The following is a 17102-nucleotide window of genomic DNA, read 5'->3' as shown; positions in this document are numbered from 1 at the left end:
GGCCGTATGGGCGCCAATCCCCGCATAGTCCCGCCGCATGCCCCCTCGGGCCGGCCTGGGTCATTCCGCAGCCGGCCGACGTGACAATCCGCAACCATTACCGGCCACACGACTACTTTCCGTGCACCACGAGCGTCCCCGGGCTGCTGGCATTGATGGCTCTATAGGGTAAATTCTCGTGCCTTATGCCACCCGCGCATGAGGGCTCAGGGGGGCGGGGGTTACGTGACTACGTTCGCGCCGGGTTCKATCGTGGTGGTCCGGGACGAGGAATGGCTGGTCACGGGGGCCGAGCAGGGCGCGGATGGCTGGCGGTTGGACGTGGTCGGCCTCGGTGAGCTCGTGCGGGAGACCACGGCGACCTTCTTCAGCGGGCTCGACCACATCGAGCTGCTGGACCCCCGCGAGGCGGAGCTGCTCCCGGACGGCTCCCCGCGGCACCGGCGCACCCGGCTGTGGCTGGAGGCGACCCTGCGCAGGACGCCGATGCCGGCCGGCGAGACCTCGCTGACCGTCTCCGACGGGATGCTGGCGACGCACCTCGACTACCAGCGGCGGGCGGTCGCGCACGCGCTGTCCCCGACGAACCTGCGGCCCCGTGTCCTCATCGCGGATGCCGTCGGCCTCGGCAAGACCCTGGAGATCGGGATGCTGCTCGCCGAGCTGACCCGGCGCGGGCGGGCCGACCGGGTGCTGGTGGTGACCCCGCGGCACGTTCTCGAACAGATGCAGCACGAACTGTGGTGCCGGTTCGGACTGCCGCTCGTCCGGCTCGACAGTGACGGTCTGCAGCGGGTGCGACAGAACCTGCCGGCGAGCAGGAATCCGTTCACGTTCTACCGCCGCATCATCGTCTCGATCGACACGTTGAAGTCGCCGCGCTACCGGTCCTTTCTGGAGCGGCACCGCTGGGATGTCGTCGTCATCGACGAATCGCACAACCTGACGAACACCGGCACGCTGAACAACGAACTCGCGCGGGTTCTCGCACCGAACACGGAGGCGCTGGTCCTGGCCTCGGCGACACCGCACAACGGGAAGAAGGAGTCGTTCGCGGAACTCCTGCGGCTGCTCGACCCGACGGCGGTCGGCCCGGACGGCGAGTACGACGTCGCGGACGTGGAGCGGCTGTTCATCCGCCGGCACCGCCACTCCCCCGAGGTCGCCGCGGAGGTCGGCGCCGACTGGGCGCTGCGCCCCGAGCCCGTGGTGATCCCGGTGGCCGCGTCGCCGGCGGAGGACGCGATCGCCACGGAGATCTCCCGGACCTGGCTGTACCCGCAGGGCCCGTCCCCCGTCGCGGGCCGCGGGTCGGCGCTGTTCCCCTGGACGCTGGCGAAGGCGTCCCTCTCCTCCCCGGCCGCGCTGCTGGAGACGACCGAGGCCCGCCTCAAGCGGCTCGTGTCCCGAAACGGCGGCGGGGCAGGGGAGGAGAGGGACGGCGGCGGCGATCACGAGCTGGAGCGGCGGGCCCTCGAGCGCCTGCGTGACCTCACCGAGCTGGCCCTGGCCGGGGAGAGCGCCAAGCTCACCGCGCTCGCCGAGTATCTGCGCACCGTCGGCGTCGGCGCCCGCTCGACGACCCGCGCGGTGCTGTTCGCCGAGCGGGTCGCCACCCTGCGCTGGCTCGCCCACGAGCTCCCCGAGCGCCTGGGCCTCGCGAAGGACCAGATCGCCGTCATGCACGGCGGCCTGCCGGACGTCGAGCAGGAGCGGATCGTCGACGACTTCAAGACCACGGCGAGCCCGGTCCGGCTGCTGATCACCGGGGATGTCGCCAGTGAGGGCGTCAACCTGCACGCGCAGTGCCACCACCTCGTCCATGTCGACATCCCGTGGTCGCTGATCAGGATCGAGCAGCGCAACGGGCGCATCGACCGGTACGGGCAGAAGCATCCGCCGCGGATCGCGGCGCTGGCGCTGGTGCCGTCCGACGACCGGTTCAGCGGCGACGTGCGGGTGCTGCAGCGTCTGCTGGCCAAGGAGCATCTCGCCCACACGACACTGGGTGACGCGGCGACGCTGATGCACCTGCATTCGGCGAGCGGCGAGGAGGACGCGATCCGCGACGCGCTCGCGCGCGGCCAGAACCTGGACGAGGTCGTCCCCGACCCTGGTTCGGCGCAGGGCTCCGAGGAGTTCTTCGGGTTCTTCGACGAGGAGTTCGCCGCCGCCGGCGACGACCTGCCGCCGGCTCCCCCGGACCGGCCGCGCGAGTCGCTGTACCCCACCGACGCCGATTTCCTCGCCGACGCGGTCGCCGAGGTCTACGACGATCCCGCCCGCGCGCCGGACGACACCGATCCCGCCCGGGGCGGCGTCGGCTGGAAGGTCTTCCGGGACAAGAATCTGATCGCGCTGCGACCGCCGCGTGACCTGCGGGTGCGCCTCGACGCGCTGCCGGCGTCCTATGTCGCCGAACGCGGGATCCGCGAGCAGCTGCTGCTCGCCGTGACGCCGTCGGTCGCCTTGGACGGGCTGCGCGCGGCACGCGAGGGGCAGACCGCCGGCGGCCCGGGACGGCCGGCACTGGTGCCCGCGGCGACGACCGCGGCTGCGACGACCGCTACTGGAACGGCCGCTGCCGGGAGGGCCGCGGGCGGGCCGGGGGGCGTCGCGCCGGCGGCCCGCAGGGGACGTCCGACGAAGGCCCGCGAGGTCACCGCGCCCACCGCGTCCACGTGGCCGGAGGCGCATTTCCTCTCCCCGCTGCACCCGGTGCTCGACTGGGCGGCGGACAAGGTGCTCGCGGCCGGCGGCCGCAACGAGGTGCCGCTGGTGCGCGGGCCGGTGGACGTCCCGCGGGTGCTGGTGATCGCGACGCTGATGAACGGGCGCGGCCAGGTCGTGACCCGCCAGATGGTCGTCGTCGAGTTCCCCACCGGACGGGCCGACCTGCCGATCGCGCAGGTCGTCGAGGGTCTGGAGCTGTTCGCGGGCACGGGGCTGATCCCCGGGCCCGGCGAGCGGGAGCCGGCGGTGAACCCGGGCGCGGCCGTGGCCACCGACGAGCTGCGCGCCCTGGTGCCGGCCGCGATCGACGCGGCGGCCCGCGACCTCGACCTGGCCGAGGACATCCAGCACTCGGACCTGGAGCGGCGGCTGGCGGACTGGTCGAACCGGCGGACCCGCTGGCGGGAGCAGGCGAGACGGCTCGAAGACGAGATGACGGGGCCGGGGCTGGCGAAGGTCCGCCGGCTGTCGAAGCAGGTCAGCCTTGAGGAGGAGATCGCGCGCTCGCTGCGCGCCAGCCAGCGGCTGCTGCGCCCGCTCGCCGTGGTGATCCCGGCTGCCACCACCGACGGGGGGAACGTCTGATGCCCAGCTTCGACGCGGTGGTCAACGGCGAGTCGTGGATCTCCGAGCACTACCTGACCTCGGAGGCCCGCACCGGCAGTTTCCTCGCCGAGGTGCTGGCGCTGCGCGTTCGGTGGAAGGCCGACGAGGACGACGGCCATCCGACCGCGCGCTCGGCGCTGCGGGACGCGGCCACCCCGCTGGCACGGCTGTTCGGCGGGCTGGGCGAACAGCCCGCCGACGAGGACGTCCGCGAGGTGCACCGGGCGATTCGCCGGGCACTGCGGCTCGACCGGGAGCCGACGTCCTGGGTGTCGGACCGCTCCGGGGACGAGGTGCGGCTGCCCGCCGCGATTGTGCACCCCTCCCCCACCGGGACGGCGCTGCTCATCCTGGAGGCCACCCCCGCCGGGGCGGTCGAGGACATCCTGACCACGCCGGACGCGGCCGGACCGCGGGTCGGGCAGCTCCTCGACCCGGCGGTCGTCGACGGCAAGCCGCAGGCGGCCGTCGCCAAGGTCGTCTCCAGTGTGTTCCTGACCGACGACGCCCCGCCGTTCGTGCTGGTCCAAGCCGGCAGGTGGGTGCTGCTGGCCGAGCGCAGCCGGTGGCCGGAGGGGCGCTGGCTCGCCGTCGACCTGGGTGTCGTCGTCGACCGGCGGGACGTCCGGGCGGCCGGCGAGCTGGAGCACGTCGCGGCCATGGTCGGGCCGGACCTGCTGCTGCCCGGCGAGGACGGCGTGGCGCCGTGGCTCGGCCTGCTGGAGAAGTCGGTGCAGCACACCGTCGGTGTCTCCGCGGACCTGCGCGAGGGCGTCCGACTGTCGGTGGAGATCATCGCCAACGAGGTGGTGGCGCGACGGCGGGCGGCGGGGCTGGACGTCCTCGACGTCGCGAACCTCGGCCGGGACCTGACCCGGCAGTCGCTGCGGTTCCTGTACCGGATCCTGTTCCTGCTGTATGCGGAGGCGTCGCCGCAACTGGAGGTGCTGCCCGTCCAGGCGCCGGAGTACCAGGCCGGCTACGGGCTGGACCGGCTGCGCGACCTGATCCTCACCGACCTGTCGTCGGACCGGGCGCGGCGCGGCCGGCACCTGTACGAGTCGCTGCACCGGCTGTTCGTCCTCGTCGACAAGGGCCACACCTCGGGCACCGAAACCGGCACGGGTGCGGATTCGGATGCCGGACCGGCGGTGCCGGCCGGCGACGGGCTGGTGTTCCAGCCGCTGCGCTCCGACCTGTTCGCGGCGGACGCCACGGCGCTCATCGACGAGGTCGGCCTCGGCAACGAGGCGTTGCAGCGGGTGCTGCGCCACCTGCTGCTGACGAAGGTGAAGAAGGGCAGCGACCGCGGGTTCATCTCCTACGGCGAACTCGGCATCAACCAGCTCGGCGCCGTCTACGAAGGGCTGATGTCCTGGTCGGGGATCATCGCCGACACCGACCTGTACGAGGTCGCGAAGGGCAGCGACCCGTCCGGCGGAACCTGGCTGCTGCCCGCCGAGCGCGTCAACGAGGTGCCCGCCGACTCGTTCGTCCTCGACCGCGACGAGAACACCGGCGAACCGAAGCCGAGGCTGCACCCGCGCGGGTCGTTCGTGTACCGGCTCGCCGGGCGGGAACGGCAGCAGTCGGCGTCCTACTACACGCCGGAGGTCCTCACCCGCTCCGTCGTGCACCACGCCATCGAGGAACTGCTCGACCAGGACGGGACGAGGACCCGGGCCGCGGACATCCTGGCGATGACCATCTGCGAGCCGGCGCTCGGTTCGGGCGCGTTCGCGATCGAGGCCGTCCGTCAGCTCGCCGCCGCCTACCTGAGCCGCGCGCAGGACGAGCGCGGCGAACGCATTCCGGCCGAGCAGTACCCCGCCGAACTCCAGCGGGTGAAGGCGTACCTGGCGCTGCACCAGGTGTACGGGGTGGACCTGAACGCCACCGCCGTCGAACTCGCCGAGGTCTCCCTGTGGCTCGACACGATGCAGGCCGGCCTCGCCGCCCCCTGGTTCGGCCTGCACCTGCGCCGCGGCAACAGCCTCATCGGCGCCCGCCGCGCCGTCTACGCACCGGCACTGCTGAAGAAGAAGGAATGGCTGACGACCGTTCCGACGGACGTCGGCCTGCACGATCCTGCGCTACCGGCCGGCGCGGTGCCGCCGGTCGGCACCGGCATCCACCACTTCCTGCTGCCGGCGGCGGGCTGGGGCGCCGTCGTCGACACCGCCGAGGCGAAGGCGTACGCACCTGAGGCGCGGGAACGGCTCCGGGCCTGGCGGGCCGGCGTCCTGCGCACCCCCGGCAAGGAGCAGCAGAACCGGCTGGCGCGTCTGGCCCAGCGGGTCGAGGTCCTCTGGGAACTGTCCCGCCGCCGCCTGGAAATCGCCGAGGCCGGCATCCGCCGCGCCACCCAGGTGTGGGGCATGGACGGTTCCGCGGAACCGCCCGGCGAACCGGTGACCCGCGAGCAGGTCGAAGCCGTCCTTAATGACCCAAACAGCGCCTACCGCCGGCTGCGCCGCGCGATGGACGCCTGGTGCGCCCTCTGGTCCTGGCCGCTGACCACCGAGGTCCCTCCCCCGGATATGGACGCCTGGCTCACCGGTCTGGAGGCTCTGCTCGGCAAGGCCACAAAGCCGGGACGGCAGGAGAAGAACGGCCAGTCCTCCTTCGCTGACGACCTCTCCTGGGCCGGCCTCGACGACGCCGAAGAACTCGACCTCACCTTCGCCGCCGCAACGCCCGTCAACGAGGCACTCGGCGACATCCCCTGGCTTCAGGTCGCGGCGGAGATCTCCGACCGCCAAGGCTTCTTCCACTGGGAACTCGACTTCCCCCAGGTCTTCACCCGCGGCGGCTTCGACCTCCAGGTAGGAAACCCCCCCTGGGTCCGCCCCGACTGGGACGAGGCCGAAATTCTCGCCGAGTACGATCCCTGGTGGGCGCTTACCCCGAGTGCTCCCGAGCGCGAGAAGAAAGAGCGACGCAAGCATACGTCTCATCTTCCCGATGCCGAGACATGGTATTTCGATCAGCGAACCGATCAGGCGGGCCTTTCGTCTCACCTAAGCAGCCCTACCGATAGATCAATTCTTACCGGCCTGCGGACCGATCTCTATCGATGCTTTATGGAACGCACGTGGCGTTCCGCAAGTCCGAATGGCATCGTTTCACTGATCCACCCGGAATCTCATCTCACCGAACTTCGGGCAGCAAATTTTCGACGCGAAACTTACCATCGCCTGCGCCGTCACTGGCACTATAGAAATGAACACAAGCTTTTCTCTGAGATCAATGATACTCGATCTTTTGGCGTCCACGTTTACGGCCCATATCGTTCAGAAGTCTCCTACAATCAGGCCGCCTGGCTGTATGACCCGTCAACCATAGATAGGTCGCTTCTGCACGACGGATCCGGCCCGGAACCGGGAATTAAAGACCAGTCGCACAATTGGGATACTCGACCCCACGCTCGTCGAATACTTCATGTGAATCGCAAGACCCTCCAGGAGTGGGCCGCACTCCTGGAAGATCCAGGGACTCCGCACGATCAGGCAAGAACCATGTTCCCCGTCAATACCTCTAGCGCCGCAGTGTTTGCCAAGATCTCCAACGCTCCGAGAATAGCCGGGCTAAGTCTTTCGTCTACGCCAGGCTGGAATGAGACGACCGATCGCAGGCGCGGATGGTTTGAAAGACAGCCGGGTGTACCCTCATCCTGGAATGATGTAATTATTCAAGGACCTCACCTGACAGTTGGAACACCACTTTTTCAGCAACCAAATCAAACCTCGAAACACCAGCAAGACTACCAAGCCCTTGACCTGGAAAAAATAGAAGAGACATTTATTCCACGAACGACCTATCAGCGCGCAAAACCCTTTAGCGAATACTGTGCCGCCTATCCACATTGGAAAGGTCACCCAAGTAGCGACTACTACCGACTTGCCTGGCGAGAGATGGCAGACCCGGCTACCGTACGCACCCTCCAGCCAGCACTCATACCTCCGGGACCAATGCACGTCCATGCCGTGAACAGCATCTCAACTCCAGATCTGACAAATCTTGTTGTCGCTACCGGGACAGCGTCCTCTTTGGTCGCCGACTTCCTTATCAAAAATGGAAGCTCCAGCCACATCCCACTCTCGACGATGACAAGGCTGCCGCACGTGCGTGAGCATGTACTGGAGGCCGATCTACTGTTGCGCACGTTGCGGTTGAATTGCCTGATACGGCCGTACGCGCCGCTGTGGGAGGAGCTCTGGTTGCCCGCGTGGCGGGAGGCCCAGTGGGTGCGTGGGGTCGGGGTGCCATACCAGGATCGGGCGGAGATCGGGGAGGTCGCGGCGGAGTGGGAGTTTGGGACGCCGTTGCGGCGGGCGGCGGATCGGCGGCAGGCGCTCGTGGAGATCGACGCGATCGTGGCGGTGATGCTGGGGCTTACCGCTGACGAGCTGGTCACCGTCTACCGGACGCAGTTCCCCGTGCTGCAGGATTACGAGCGCAAGGCGCGGTACGACTCGTTCGGGCGGCAACTACCCGCTGACCTCGCGAAGCAGCTCGACAAGGCGACCGCGGCCGGGGAGCGGGTCCACACGCTCAACGGGCCCGACCGCACCTACGTCGGGCCGTTCAGCGGGGTGAATCGGGAGACCGACCTGCGCATCGCCCACGAGCACTTCAGCCGGCTGACCGCCGAGCGGGAAGCGGAGAAGAAGCAGGGCCAGGCACAGGAGCAGCTGCCCGGATGACCGCCCCGCTGCTGCCGTCGTTGCAGGCGGCCGACCTGCGCCGTGCACTGACGGACTATCTGGCGACCACCTTCGCGCTGACCGACGACGACGTCCGGGCCGCGCTGACGACGTTCCTCGGTGACCCCGAGGAGGGCATTTTCCGCGGCCCCTTCGCCCGGCTGCGGCTGCCGTTCCGGCCGGCGGACGGGACGTGGACGGTTCCGCTGGACTGGTGGCCGAAGGATTTCGTCCCGTACGTGCATCAGGCGCGGGCGTTCGAGCGGTTGTCGTCGAAGCACGGTCGGCCGCGGCCGACGATCGTCACGACGGGCACCGGGTCGGGGAAGACCGAGGCGTTCCTCGTCCCGATCATCGATCATGCGCTGCGGATGCGCGGGCAGGGCCAGCGTGGGATGAAAGCGCTGATCCTATACCCGATGAACGCGCTGGCGAACGACCAGGCGGGCCGGCTCGCCGAGATGCTGACCGGTGACCCGCGCCTCGGCGGGCTGACCGCCGGCCTCTACACCGGTGAGCAGCAGGGCCAGCGCACACAGGTCAGCCAGGCGGGCCTGATCACCTCGCGGGAGGTGATGCGTTCCGATCCGCCGGACATCCTGTTGACGAACTACAAGATGCTCGACCACCTGTTGCTGCGTGCCAATGACCGCGGCCTGTGGGAGGGCGCGCAGGCGTCCCTCGCCTACGTGTGCCTGGACGAGTTCCACACCTACGACGGCGCGCAGGGCACCGATGTGGCGATGCTGCTGCGCCGGCTCGGGTCGATGCTGGGCGTGGCCCGCCCCGGCGCTCCGCTGGGTGACGTGGTGCCGGTCGCCACCTCCGCGACGCTCGGCGCCGGGAGCGAGGCAGCCGCCGAGAACGAGGCAGACCCCGAGAACGAGCCGTTCGCCGCGATGCGGACCTTCGCCGAGACCGTCTTCGGGCGCCCGTTCGAGGCTGACGCGGTGGTCGTCGAGCAGCGGACCGCGCCGGACGACTGGCGCCGCGAGCACAGCCATTCGACACCTGGTGTGGTGATCCGGCGGCTGCCGGCCACCCGGTCGCTCGCCGAGACCGTCCGTGACGCCGTCCCGGAGGGTCCCGAGCAGGTGGCCGACTCGCTGCTCGGCGCGCTGGTCGCCCGGGACGTCGACGGGTCGGAGTTCTCCGCCGCCGAGATCCGCCGGTTGCGCCGCGGTGACCGGCTTCCCGCCGTCCTGGCGGCGCATCCGCTCACCGAGGGCCTGCTCGCCGAGGCGCTGCGCCCGAAATCGGTATGGAATCTCGCGAAGGAGATGTTGCCCGACGACACCAGCCCGGGGCGCGCGGACGGGATGGCCGTCGTCGAGGCCTATCTCGGTCTGCTCTCCCAGGCGCGGGCGCGGGCGAACGCCGAACCGGCGGCGGGACGCCGGCTGCTGGGGGTGGACACGCAGCTGTGGGTCCGGGAGGTGACCCGCATCGACCGGCGGGTGTCGCCGACCCCGGCGTTCCGCTGGTCGGACGACGGGGCGCACGCCGATCTCGACCTGTACCTGCCGGCGCTGTACTGCCGCCACTGCGGCCGGGCCGGGTGGGGGGCGTTGCGCACCCTGGTGGGGCGGGCGATCGACGCCTCGGAGACGACCGTCCGGCGGGCCTCACGCGCCGGTGATCAGCGCTTCCGTGCACTGCTGCACGCCCCGGGCGAGGCCGCCGCCGTGATCGCCGACGCCGCCGAGACTGCTGAGACTGCTGAGACAACCGAGACGACGTCCGTCGAGGGCCTGCTGTGGCTGGACACCTCGACGCTGATCCTCACCGCGCACCCGGCCACCGACGGCGAGCCGGACGAGAGCGCCCACATCCCGGTGCTGACGGCCTGGGAGGACGACACCGCGGCGCGGGCGCAGACCTGCCCGTCGTGCCGGCAGGCGGACGGCATCCGCTTCCTCGGCAGCGGGGTGTCGACGCTGACGTCGGTGTCGCTGTCGGCGCTGTTCGGCTCGGCGTATCTGGACACCGCGGAGAAGAAGACGCTGCTGTTCACCGACAGTGTGCAGGACGCGGCGCACACCGCCGGGTTCGTCCAGGCGCGGTCGCACGCGCTGAGCCTGCGGGCGGCGCTGTTCGACACGATCTCCAGCCGCGGGCCGCTCGCCGTCGCCGACCTGGCCCGGGAGGCGATGGACCGGGCCGGCGACGACCCGGTGCGCCGGTACCGGCTGGTGCCGCCGGCGCTCGCCCACTGGGCGGGGTTCCAGCGTTACTGGCAGCCGGCGGGCGGGGCGCATGAGCGGGCGCAGGCGCAGCGGCTCGTCGAGCGGCGGCTGGCGTTCGACGCGGCGCTGGAGTTCGGGCTCAACGCCCGCACCGGGCGCACCCTGGAGCTGACCGGCGCGGCCGTCGCCGAGGTCGACACCGGCGGGGCGGACGCGCTGGCGCGGGTGGCGGCCAGGGCGGTGGGCCGGGCCCGCCAGCAGCATTCGCTGTCGGCGGAGAACGACGACGCGCTCGGCGCGGCGCTCGACGACGCCCGGCTGGCGGCGTGGGCGCGCGGGGTGCTCGAACGGGTCCGGGTGCAGGGCGGGATCTGGCATCGCTGGCTGGAGTCGTTCGTCGAGCATGACGGCAACCGCTGGTTCCTCACCGGTGGCCGGCGGGCGGCGCGCGGGGAGGGGCTGCCGGCGTTCCCGCCGGGCCGGCCCGCGCCGACGTTCCCGACGACGGGACGGACGTCGACACCGGCGGCGACGTTCGACAGCATCACCGGGGCGTCGTCCTGGTACGCCCGGTGGGCGCAGCGGCAGTTGCGGCTCACGGCGCGCGACGGCGGGCTGGTGACCCGGGCGCTGCTCGACGAGATGGCGGACGCCGGCTGGCTGTCGCGGCGGCGCACCGAGACGAACGCGACCGTGTTCCTGCTCGACCCGGCGCAGGTCGTGGTGAGCGCGGCCGACCCCGAACTGCTCGCGGCCGGGGCGCTCGCGCTGCGCTGTGACGTGTGCCAGACGCTCACCCCGGGCACCCTGCGCACCGTCGACGACCTGGCGGACGCCGCCTGCCTGCGCCAGGCGTGCCCGGGGCGGCTGCGCCGGGCCCGGCGCGGCGACGACTACTACCGGCACCTGTACCGCAGCGTCGACATGCGCCGGGTGGTGGCGCACGAGCACACCTCGCTGCTGCCGGACGATGTCCGCCTCGACGTGGAGCGGCAGTTCCGCGAGGGGGGCGGGCCGGCGGTGCCGAACGTGCTGGCGGCGACGCCGACGCTGGAGCTGGGCATCGACATCGGCGACCTGTCGACGGTGATGCTCGGGTCGCTGCCGCGGACGGTCGCCTCCTATGTGCAGCGGGTCGGGCGGGCCGGGCGGCTGACGGGGAACGCGCTGGTCCTGGCCTATGTGAAGGGCCGGGGGCACGACACGCAGCGCCTCGCCGACCCGCTGGCGCTCATCGACGGGGACGTCCGGCCGCCGGCGACCTACCTGGACGCGGTGGAGATCCTGGAACGCCAGTACGTGGCCTGGCTGGTGGACCGGCGTTCCCGCGGCGGCGCGGCGGACCCGGGGACCGCCGCCGTGATGTTCCCCGAGGCCGGCTGGGCGCCGGGTACCTGGATGGGCGACCTGCTCGCCGACGCCCAGGCGAACGCGGCGGCCTACGCCGAGGAGTTCCTGGCCCTGTTCGGCGCCGCGGTGCGCCCCGACACCGCCGACCACCTGCGCACCTGGGCCGGCGTGGGCCTGGCGCCGGAGACGAGCGGGACGCCGGAAGCGAGCGGGGCGCCGGAAGCGAGCGGGGCGCCGGAAGCGAGCGGGGAGCCGGAGGCGGTCTCCGGGCTGGCGCGGCTGTTGCGGCGGGCGGCCGTCGAGTACCGGCGGGAGGCCGACGAGCTGGGGCACCGGCGCAACGCCCTGCAGGACAGACTGCCCGAGCTGGCCGCCGCCGCGAACCGCCCGACCGCCACCGCCGAGGATGTCACCGACCACCGGCTGGCCCGCGCCGAACTGCGGTTCCTGCGCGACCGGCGCAGCGCGCTGGCCACCCAGTTCTGGGTCAGCGCGCTGGAGGAACGCGGCGTGCTGCCGAACTACACCCTGCTCGACGACACCGTCACCCTCGACGTCGCCCTGCAGTGGATGGACCAGGACACGCAGGACTACCACGAGGAGCCGCGCACCTACCGGCGGGGCAGCGCGCTCGCGCTCACCGAGTGGGCGCCGGGCGCCACCTTCTACGCCCAGGCGACGGCCGTGCGCATCGACGCCGTCGGCATCGGCAACGACCTCGACGGGCTGCTCCAGACCTGGCGGGTCTGCCCGTCCTGCGGCTGGTCGCGGGTGCACCGGCGGTCCCTGGGCGACGAGCCGGCCGTCCCGGCGACCTGCCCGCGCTGCGGGGACGCCGGGATCACCGACACCGGGCAGGCGCTGCCGGTGCTGCCGCTGGAGAAGGTCTCCGCGCAGGTGTCCCGGGATTCGGCGACCATCTCCGATTCGCACGACGACCGCGAGCGGCTGCCGTTCACCGTCGTCGCCGCCGCGGATGTCGACCCGGAGCAGATCAGCGACGCCTGGCACCTCGACGGCTACCCGTTCGGCGCCGAGTACGTCCGCCAGCTGGAGGTGCGCTGGGTCAACGTGGGGCGCGCCGTCGAGCAGGCGCCGGAACGGATGCTGGCCGGCACCGCGGTGCGGGCGCCGCTGTTCCTGCTCTGCCCCGGCTGCGGGATCGTGCCGGCGGCGCAGTTCGGGGTGCGCGACCCGCAGCAGGCGCGGCACCGGGCCTGGTGCCCGCACCGCACCCGCATCGACGTCCCGTGGACGGAGCTGGCGCTCGGGCGGTCGCTGCGCACCCAGGGGGTGCGGATCCTGCTGCCGCCGCAGTTCACCCTGGACCAGTTCGCCGGGCCGTCGTTCCGGGCGGCGCTGCTGCTCGGCCTGCGCGAGCTGCTCGGCGGCGCGCCGGATCACCTCGACGTCCTGGAGGTGCGGATGCCGGTCGGCGGCAGCGAGCGGACGGCGCTGCTGCTGCACGACCGTGTCCCCGGCGGGACGGGCTACCTCGCCGACCTGGCCCGGCCGAGCCGGGTCCGGGAGCTGCTCACCGCCGCCCTGGGCGTGGTCGCCGGGTGCGGGTGCGCCGAGGACGGGCTGCTGGCCTGCTCCCGGTGCCTGCTGCCGTTCAGTCCGCCGGCGCTGGTCGAGCGGACGTCGCGGGCACGGGCCGAGCAGATGCTCACCGAGGTGCTCGGCGACGGATGGAAGCCGGTCGGGCTGCGGTCGGTCGCCGACATCCCGCTGCCGTCCCTCGACAGCGCGCTGGAACTGCGGTTCCGGCGGACGTTCACCGACGCGCTGCGCGCCCGCGGGGCGAGCGTGCGGGAGATCCCGCAGCTCACCGGGACGGAGCTGCGGTTCGGGGTGCCGGGCACCGTCCACCGGCGCTGGACACTGCGGCCGCAGGTCCGCGCCGGCGGCTGCCGGCCCGACTTCGAGCTGCTCTGCGAGGACCCGACGGTGCCCCGCGTCTACGTCTTCACCGACGGCCGGACCTGGCACGCCACCCCCGCCCACAACCGGATCGCGGACGACGCGGCGAAACGCGCCGCGCTGCGCGAGGCGGGGCACGTGGTGTGGGCGGTCACCGACGACGACGTGGCGGTCTTCGAGGCGCTCGCCCGCGGTGAGCAGGTGACCGCCGCCGGCGCCGCCTGGTACGACGACGCCGTCCGGCGCAGGCTCGTCCAGCATCGTGCCGGGCGGATCCCCGCCGGTTCGGTGTCGGACGGGCTGGCCACCGCCGACGCGGTCACCCAGCTGCTCGACTGGGTGATGGAGCCGCGGCGGGATGCGTGGCGGGCGCTGGCGGACGGGCTGCCGTTCGCGCTGTTCGACGCCCGGCCGGCGCCGGTGGCGAGCCGGTCGGCTCTCGCCGGGCTCGCCGCGGCGGCGCTGGACCCGCACGGGGTTCCGGAGGCCGGCGCGGGCCGGGGCGCGGCCGGTGACCTGCAGGGCTGGGTCTGGCGGCGCGACGGGCTGGCGGCGGCCTCGGCCGGCTGGCCACGGCCGCCGCACGACCTCGGCTGCGTCCTCGTCCTCGACGACCGCGACGACGGCCTGGCCACCGAGGCCGGCGTGCGGGCGTGGCGCAGCTGGCTGGCGCTGTCGAACATCCTCGGCCACGCGACCCGCACCGCCCTTCCGATCGCCCTGTCGCAGTGCACGGAAGACCGGTCGGCGGGTGTCGCCCGGTCGGACACCGAAGCTGCCGGGGCTGCGGCTGGGTCTCGGGCCGGGGCCGGGGCGGACGGGGAGACCACTGCGGTGACGTCGCGGGAGGACGCGCTCGCACCGCCGTGGGCGGACCTCGTCCTCAACGCGCTCGACGACGCGGAGAAGGCACTGCTGCGCGGGCTGGCACGGGCCGGCGTGCCGCTGCCCGAGCAGGGCCACGAGACGGCCGGCGGCTTCCCGCTCGACCTCGCCTGGCCGGACGCGCGCGTCGCCGTCCTCGTTCATCCCGAGGACGTCGACGCGGCGCTGCGGGCCGAACTCACCGGCGGCGGATGGCGGATCGCCGACCCCGACCCGGCGCGGATCGCCGGCCTGCTGGCCACGGCCGGCGGGGGCGACACAGACGGCGGCGGCACGGACGTCCCCGTGGAGGGAACCCGATGAGCAACATCACCATGTCGCGGCAGTTCCGCAGGCGGCTGGACATCGACGGCTCGCTCAAGCAGCGGGCCTGGGACTTCCTGACCAAGCTGATGGCCGATCCGGCCAGCCCCGGCCTGCACATCGAGCCGATCAGGAACTCGGCCGACCCGCGGGTGCGCACGGGGCGGGTCAACGACAACTTCCGCGCCGTCATGTTCCTGGTCGCCGAGACACCGGAGCCGCATTTCGTGCTCGCGGCCGTCGCCAAGCACGACGAGGCGAACGCGCTGGCGCAACGCCTCGTCCTGACCACGAACCCGGTCAGCGGCGTCCTCGAGGTGATCGAGAACGCGGAACCGGTGGTCCTCCCCGGCCCGCGGCCGGTGCACGGGAACGGCACGGCCGGGTGGGTCCCGCAGGGCCCGCTGGCCGGGTTCACCCCGCGTGAGCTCGAGGACCTCGGCCTGTCCGCCACGCTCGCCCGGCGGGCCGTTACCTGCCCGGACGAGGACGCGCTCGTGGCCGCCGCCGGCGACGAACGGGTACCGCCGTGGCAGGCCGACGCGCTGCTCGCCCTCGCCACCGGCACGCCGATCCACGAGATCCACGAACAGCTCGGCCTGTCGGACCCGGAGACCGAACAGGCCCCCGCGCGCCCCGACCAGGCCGACCAGACGAGGATCGGCGTCGGCGTCGGCATCGGCATCGGCGCCGGCGTCCCCACCCGGCCGGCCAGCGACGCCGACGTCGCCGCGGCGCTGCGGCGGCCCAGCACACTGATGGACTTCGTGCGCATCGAGACCGACAGCGAACTGCGGCGGGTCCTCGACGGCAGCTTCGCCGAGTGGCGCGTCTTCCTGCATCCCGAGCAGCGCCGGTACGCCTACGTGCGGACCAGCGGCGCGTACCGGCTCTCCGGCGGGGCCGGCACCGGCAAGACCGTCGTCGCGCTGCACCGGGCGCGCCGCCTCGCGACCGCGCCGGCCGCGCCGCGGGTCGTGCTCACCACGTTCACCCGGAACCTGGCCGACAACCTCGCCCAGGACCTACGGACCCTGGACGCCTCGGTGTGGCAGGGCCGCCTCGGCCAGGCCGGGGTGACCGTCCGCGGGATCGACCAGCTCGCCCTGGACGTCCTCGGTATCGTGCCCGCCGACATCCGGGCCGCCTCCGGGGGTGATCTGCTCTCCGCCGGCGCCGTCCCGCGGCCGCTGTCCGACACCGACGAGCGCACCATGTGGACGGACGCGGCCCGCGCCGCCGGACTCACCGGTGATCTCGCCCGGCCCGCGTTCCTGCGCGGCGAGTACCGCATGGTCGTCCTCGCGAACGACCTGACCACCCGCGCGCAGTACCTGCGGGTGCCCCGGCCCGGGCGCGGCACCCGCCTCTCCCGCGCGCAGCGGATGGCGATCTGGGACGCGGTGGAGGCGTACCGCCGCCAGCTCTCGCTGGGCCAGACCGCAAGCTATGCCGAGATCGCCGTTCTCGCCGCCCGCTGCGCCGACGCCTTCGCCGCCGCGGGCGGCCCACGGCCCGCCGACCACGTCGTCGTCGACGAGGCGCAGGACCTGCACCCCGGCCACTGGCGGCTGCTGCGCGCCCTCGTCGCCGAAGGCCCCGACGACCTGTTCCTCGCCGAGGACTCCCACCAGCGCATCTACGGGGAGAAGGTCGTCCTCTCCCGCTATGGCATCCAGGTGCGGGGTCGCAGCCGGCGGCTGACCCTCAACTACCGGACCACGGCGCAGAACCTGCGGTTCGCGGTCGGCATTCTGGCCGGCGACACGGACGTCACCGATCTGGAGGGCGACGCCGAGGCCACCAGCGGCTACCGGTCCGCGATGAGCGGGCCGGCTCCCGTGCTGCGCGCCTGCTCCGGACTCACCGAGGAACTCGACGTCACCGCCGAAACGCTGCGCGGCTGGTTCGGCCCACCGTCCGGCCCGAACGGCAACGGATCGAGCTCGGCGGTTGGCACTGGGGCTGGGACTGGGACTGGGTCGGACGACGCGCAGGGCAGGGTGGAGGCCGGCAGCGTCGGCATCCTCACCCGCAGCGCCCGGGAACGCGACATCGTGGCGCAGGGGCTGCGCGACCGCGGGATCTCGGCCCAGGTGATCGCCGGCCACGCCCTGCCCGGCCATGCGGGCGGCCGGGACACCCACAGGTCGGATGCGCCCCGGCTCATGACCATGCACCGCGCCAAGGGACTCGAGTTCAGCCGGGTGGTGCTGTTCGGCATCGACCGCAAGAGCGTCCCGTCCGAACGGGTACTCGCGACCGAACCCGACGACGAACGGGACGACACCCTCGCCCGCGAACGCTTCCTGCTCTACGTCGCCGCGTCCCGTGCCCGCGACGCGCTCGTCGTCGTCTGGGCCGGTGACGCCTCGCCGTTCCTCCCCGTCCCACCGGCAGGGGTCTGAGC

General features: G+C 72.5%; 4 protein-coding genes. All 4 read left to right on the top strand.

From position 1 onward, the window contains the following. The first annotated feature begins 252 nt into the window (after positions 1-252). Genes BBK14_RS12440 through BBK14_RS12425 form a run of 4 tightly spaced genes read left to right on the top strand, consistent with a single transcriptional unit; the run spans position 253 to position 17100 of the window. Complete coding sequence (locus tag BBK14_RS12440) at positions 253-3318, top strand: helicase-related protein (protein ID WP_241831428.1); 3066 nt, start codon at positions 253-255, stop codon at positions 3316-3318. Further along, a complete protein-coding gene (locus BBK14_RS12435) occupies positions 3318-8045 on the top strand; it encodes an Eco57I restriction-modification methylase domain-containing protein (RefSeq protein WP_071062128.1) in 4728 nt (1575 codons plus the stop codon). The genes BBK14_RS12440 and BBK14_RS12435 overlap by 1 nt, the downstream gene beginning before the upstream one ends. After that, positions 8042-14692 carry a DEAD/DEAH box helicase gene (locus BBK14_RS12430; protein ID WP_071062126.1) on the top strand — a complete coding sequence of 2217 codons (6651 nt, stop codon included), beginning with the start codon at positions 8042-8044 and terminating at the stop codon, positions 14690-14692. The genes BBK14_RS12435 and BBK14_RS12430 overlap by 4 nt, the downstream gene beginning before the upstream one ends. After that, a complete protein-coding gene (locus tag BBK14_RS12425) occupies positions 14689-17100 on the top strand; it encodes a 3'-5' exonuclease (RefSeq protein ID WP_071062124.1) in 2412 nt (803 codons plus the stop codon). The genes BBK14_RS12430 and BBK14_RS12425 overlap by 4 nt, the downstream gene beginning before the upstream one ends. The last annotated feature ends 2 nt before the right edge of the window (positions 17101-17102 follow it).

Source organism: Parafrankia soli, assembly GCF_001854695.1.
In the GTDB taxonomy this organism is placed as follows: domain Bacteria; phylum Actinomycetota; class Actinomycetes; order Frankiales; family Frankiaceae; genus Parafrankia; species Parafrankia soli.
Note: the sequence above shows the minus strand (reverse complement) of the source record. Positions and strands in the feature narration are given on the sequence as shown.

Excerpts from the sequence above, each read along its gene's own strand:
- BBK14_RS12435 (WP_071062128.1), top strand. The coding sequence starts at position 3,318 with ATGCCCAGCTTCGACGCGGTGGTCAACGGCGAGTCGTGGATCTCCGAG.
- BBK14_RS12430 (WP_071062126.1), top strand. The coding sequence starts at position 8,042 with ATGACCGCCCCGCTGCTGCCGTCGTTGCAGGCGGCCGACCTGCGCCGT.
- BBK14_RS12425 (WP_071062124.1), top strand. The coding sequence starts at position 14,689 with ATGAGCAACATCACCATGTCGCGGCAGTTCCGCAGGCGGCTGGACATC.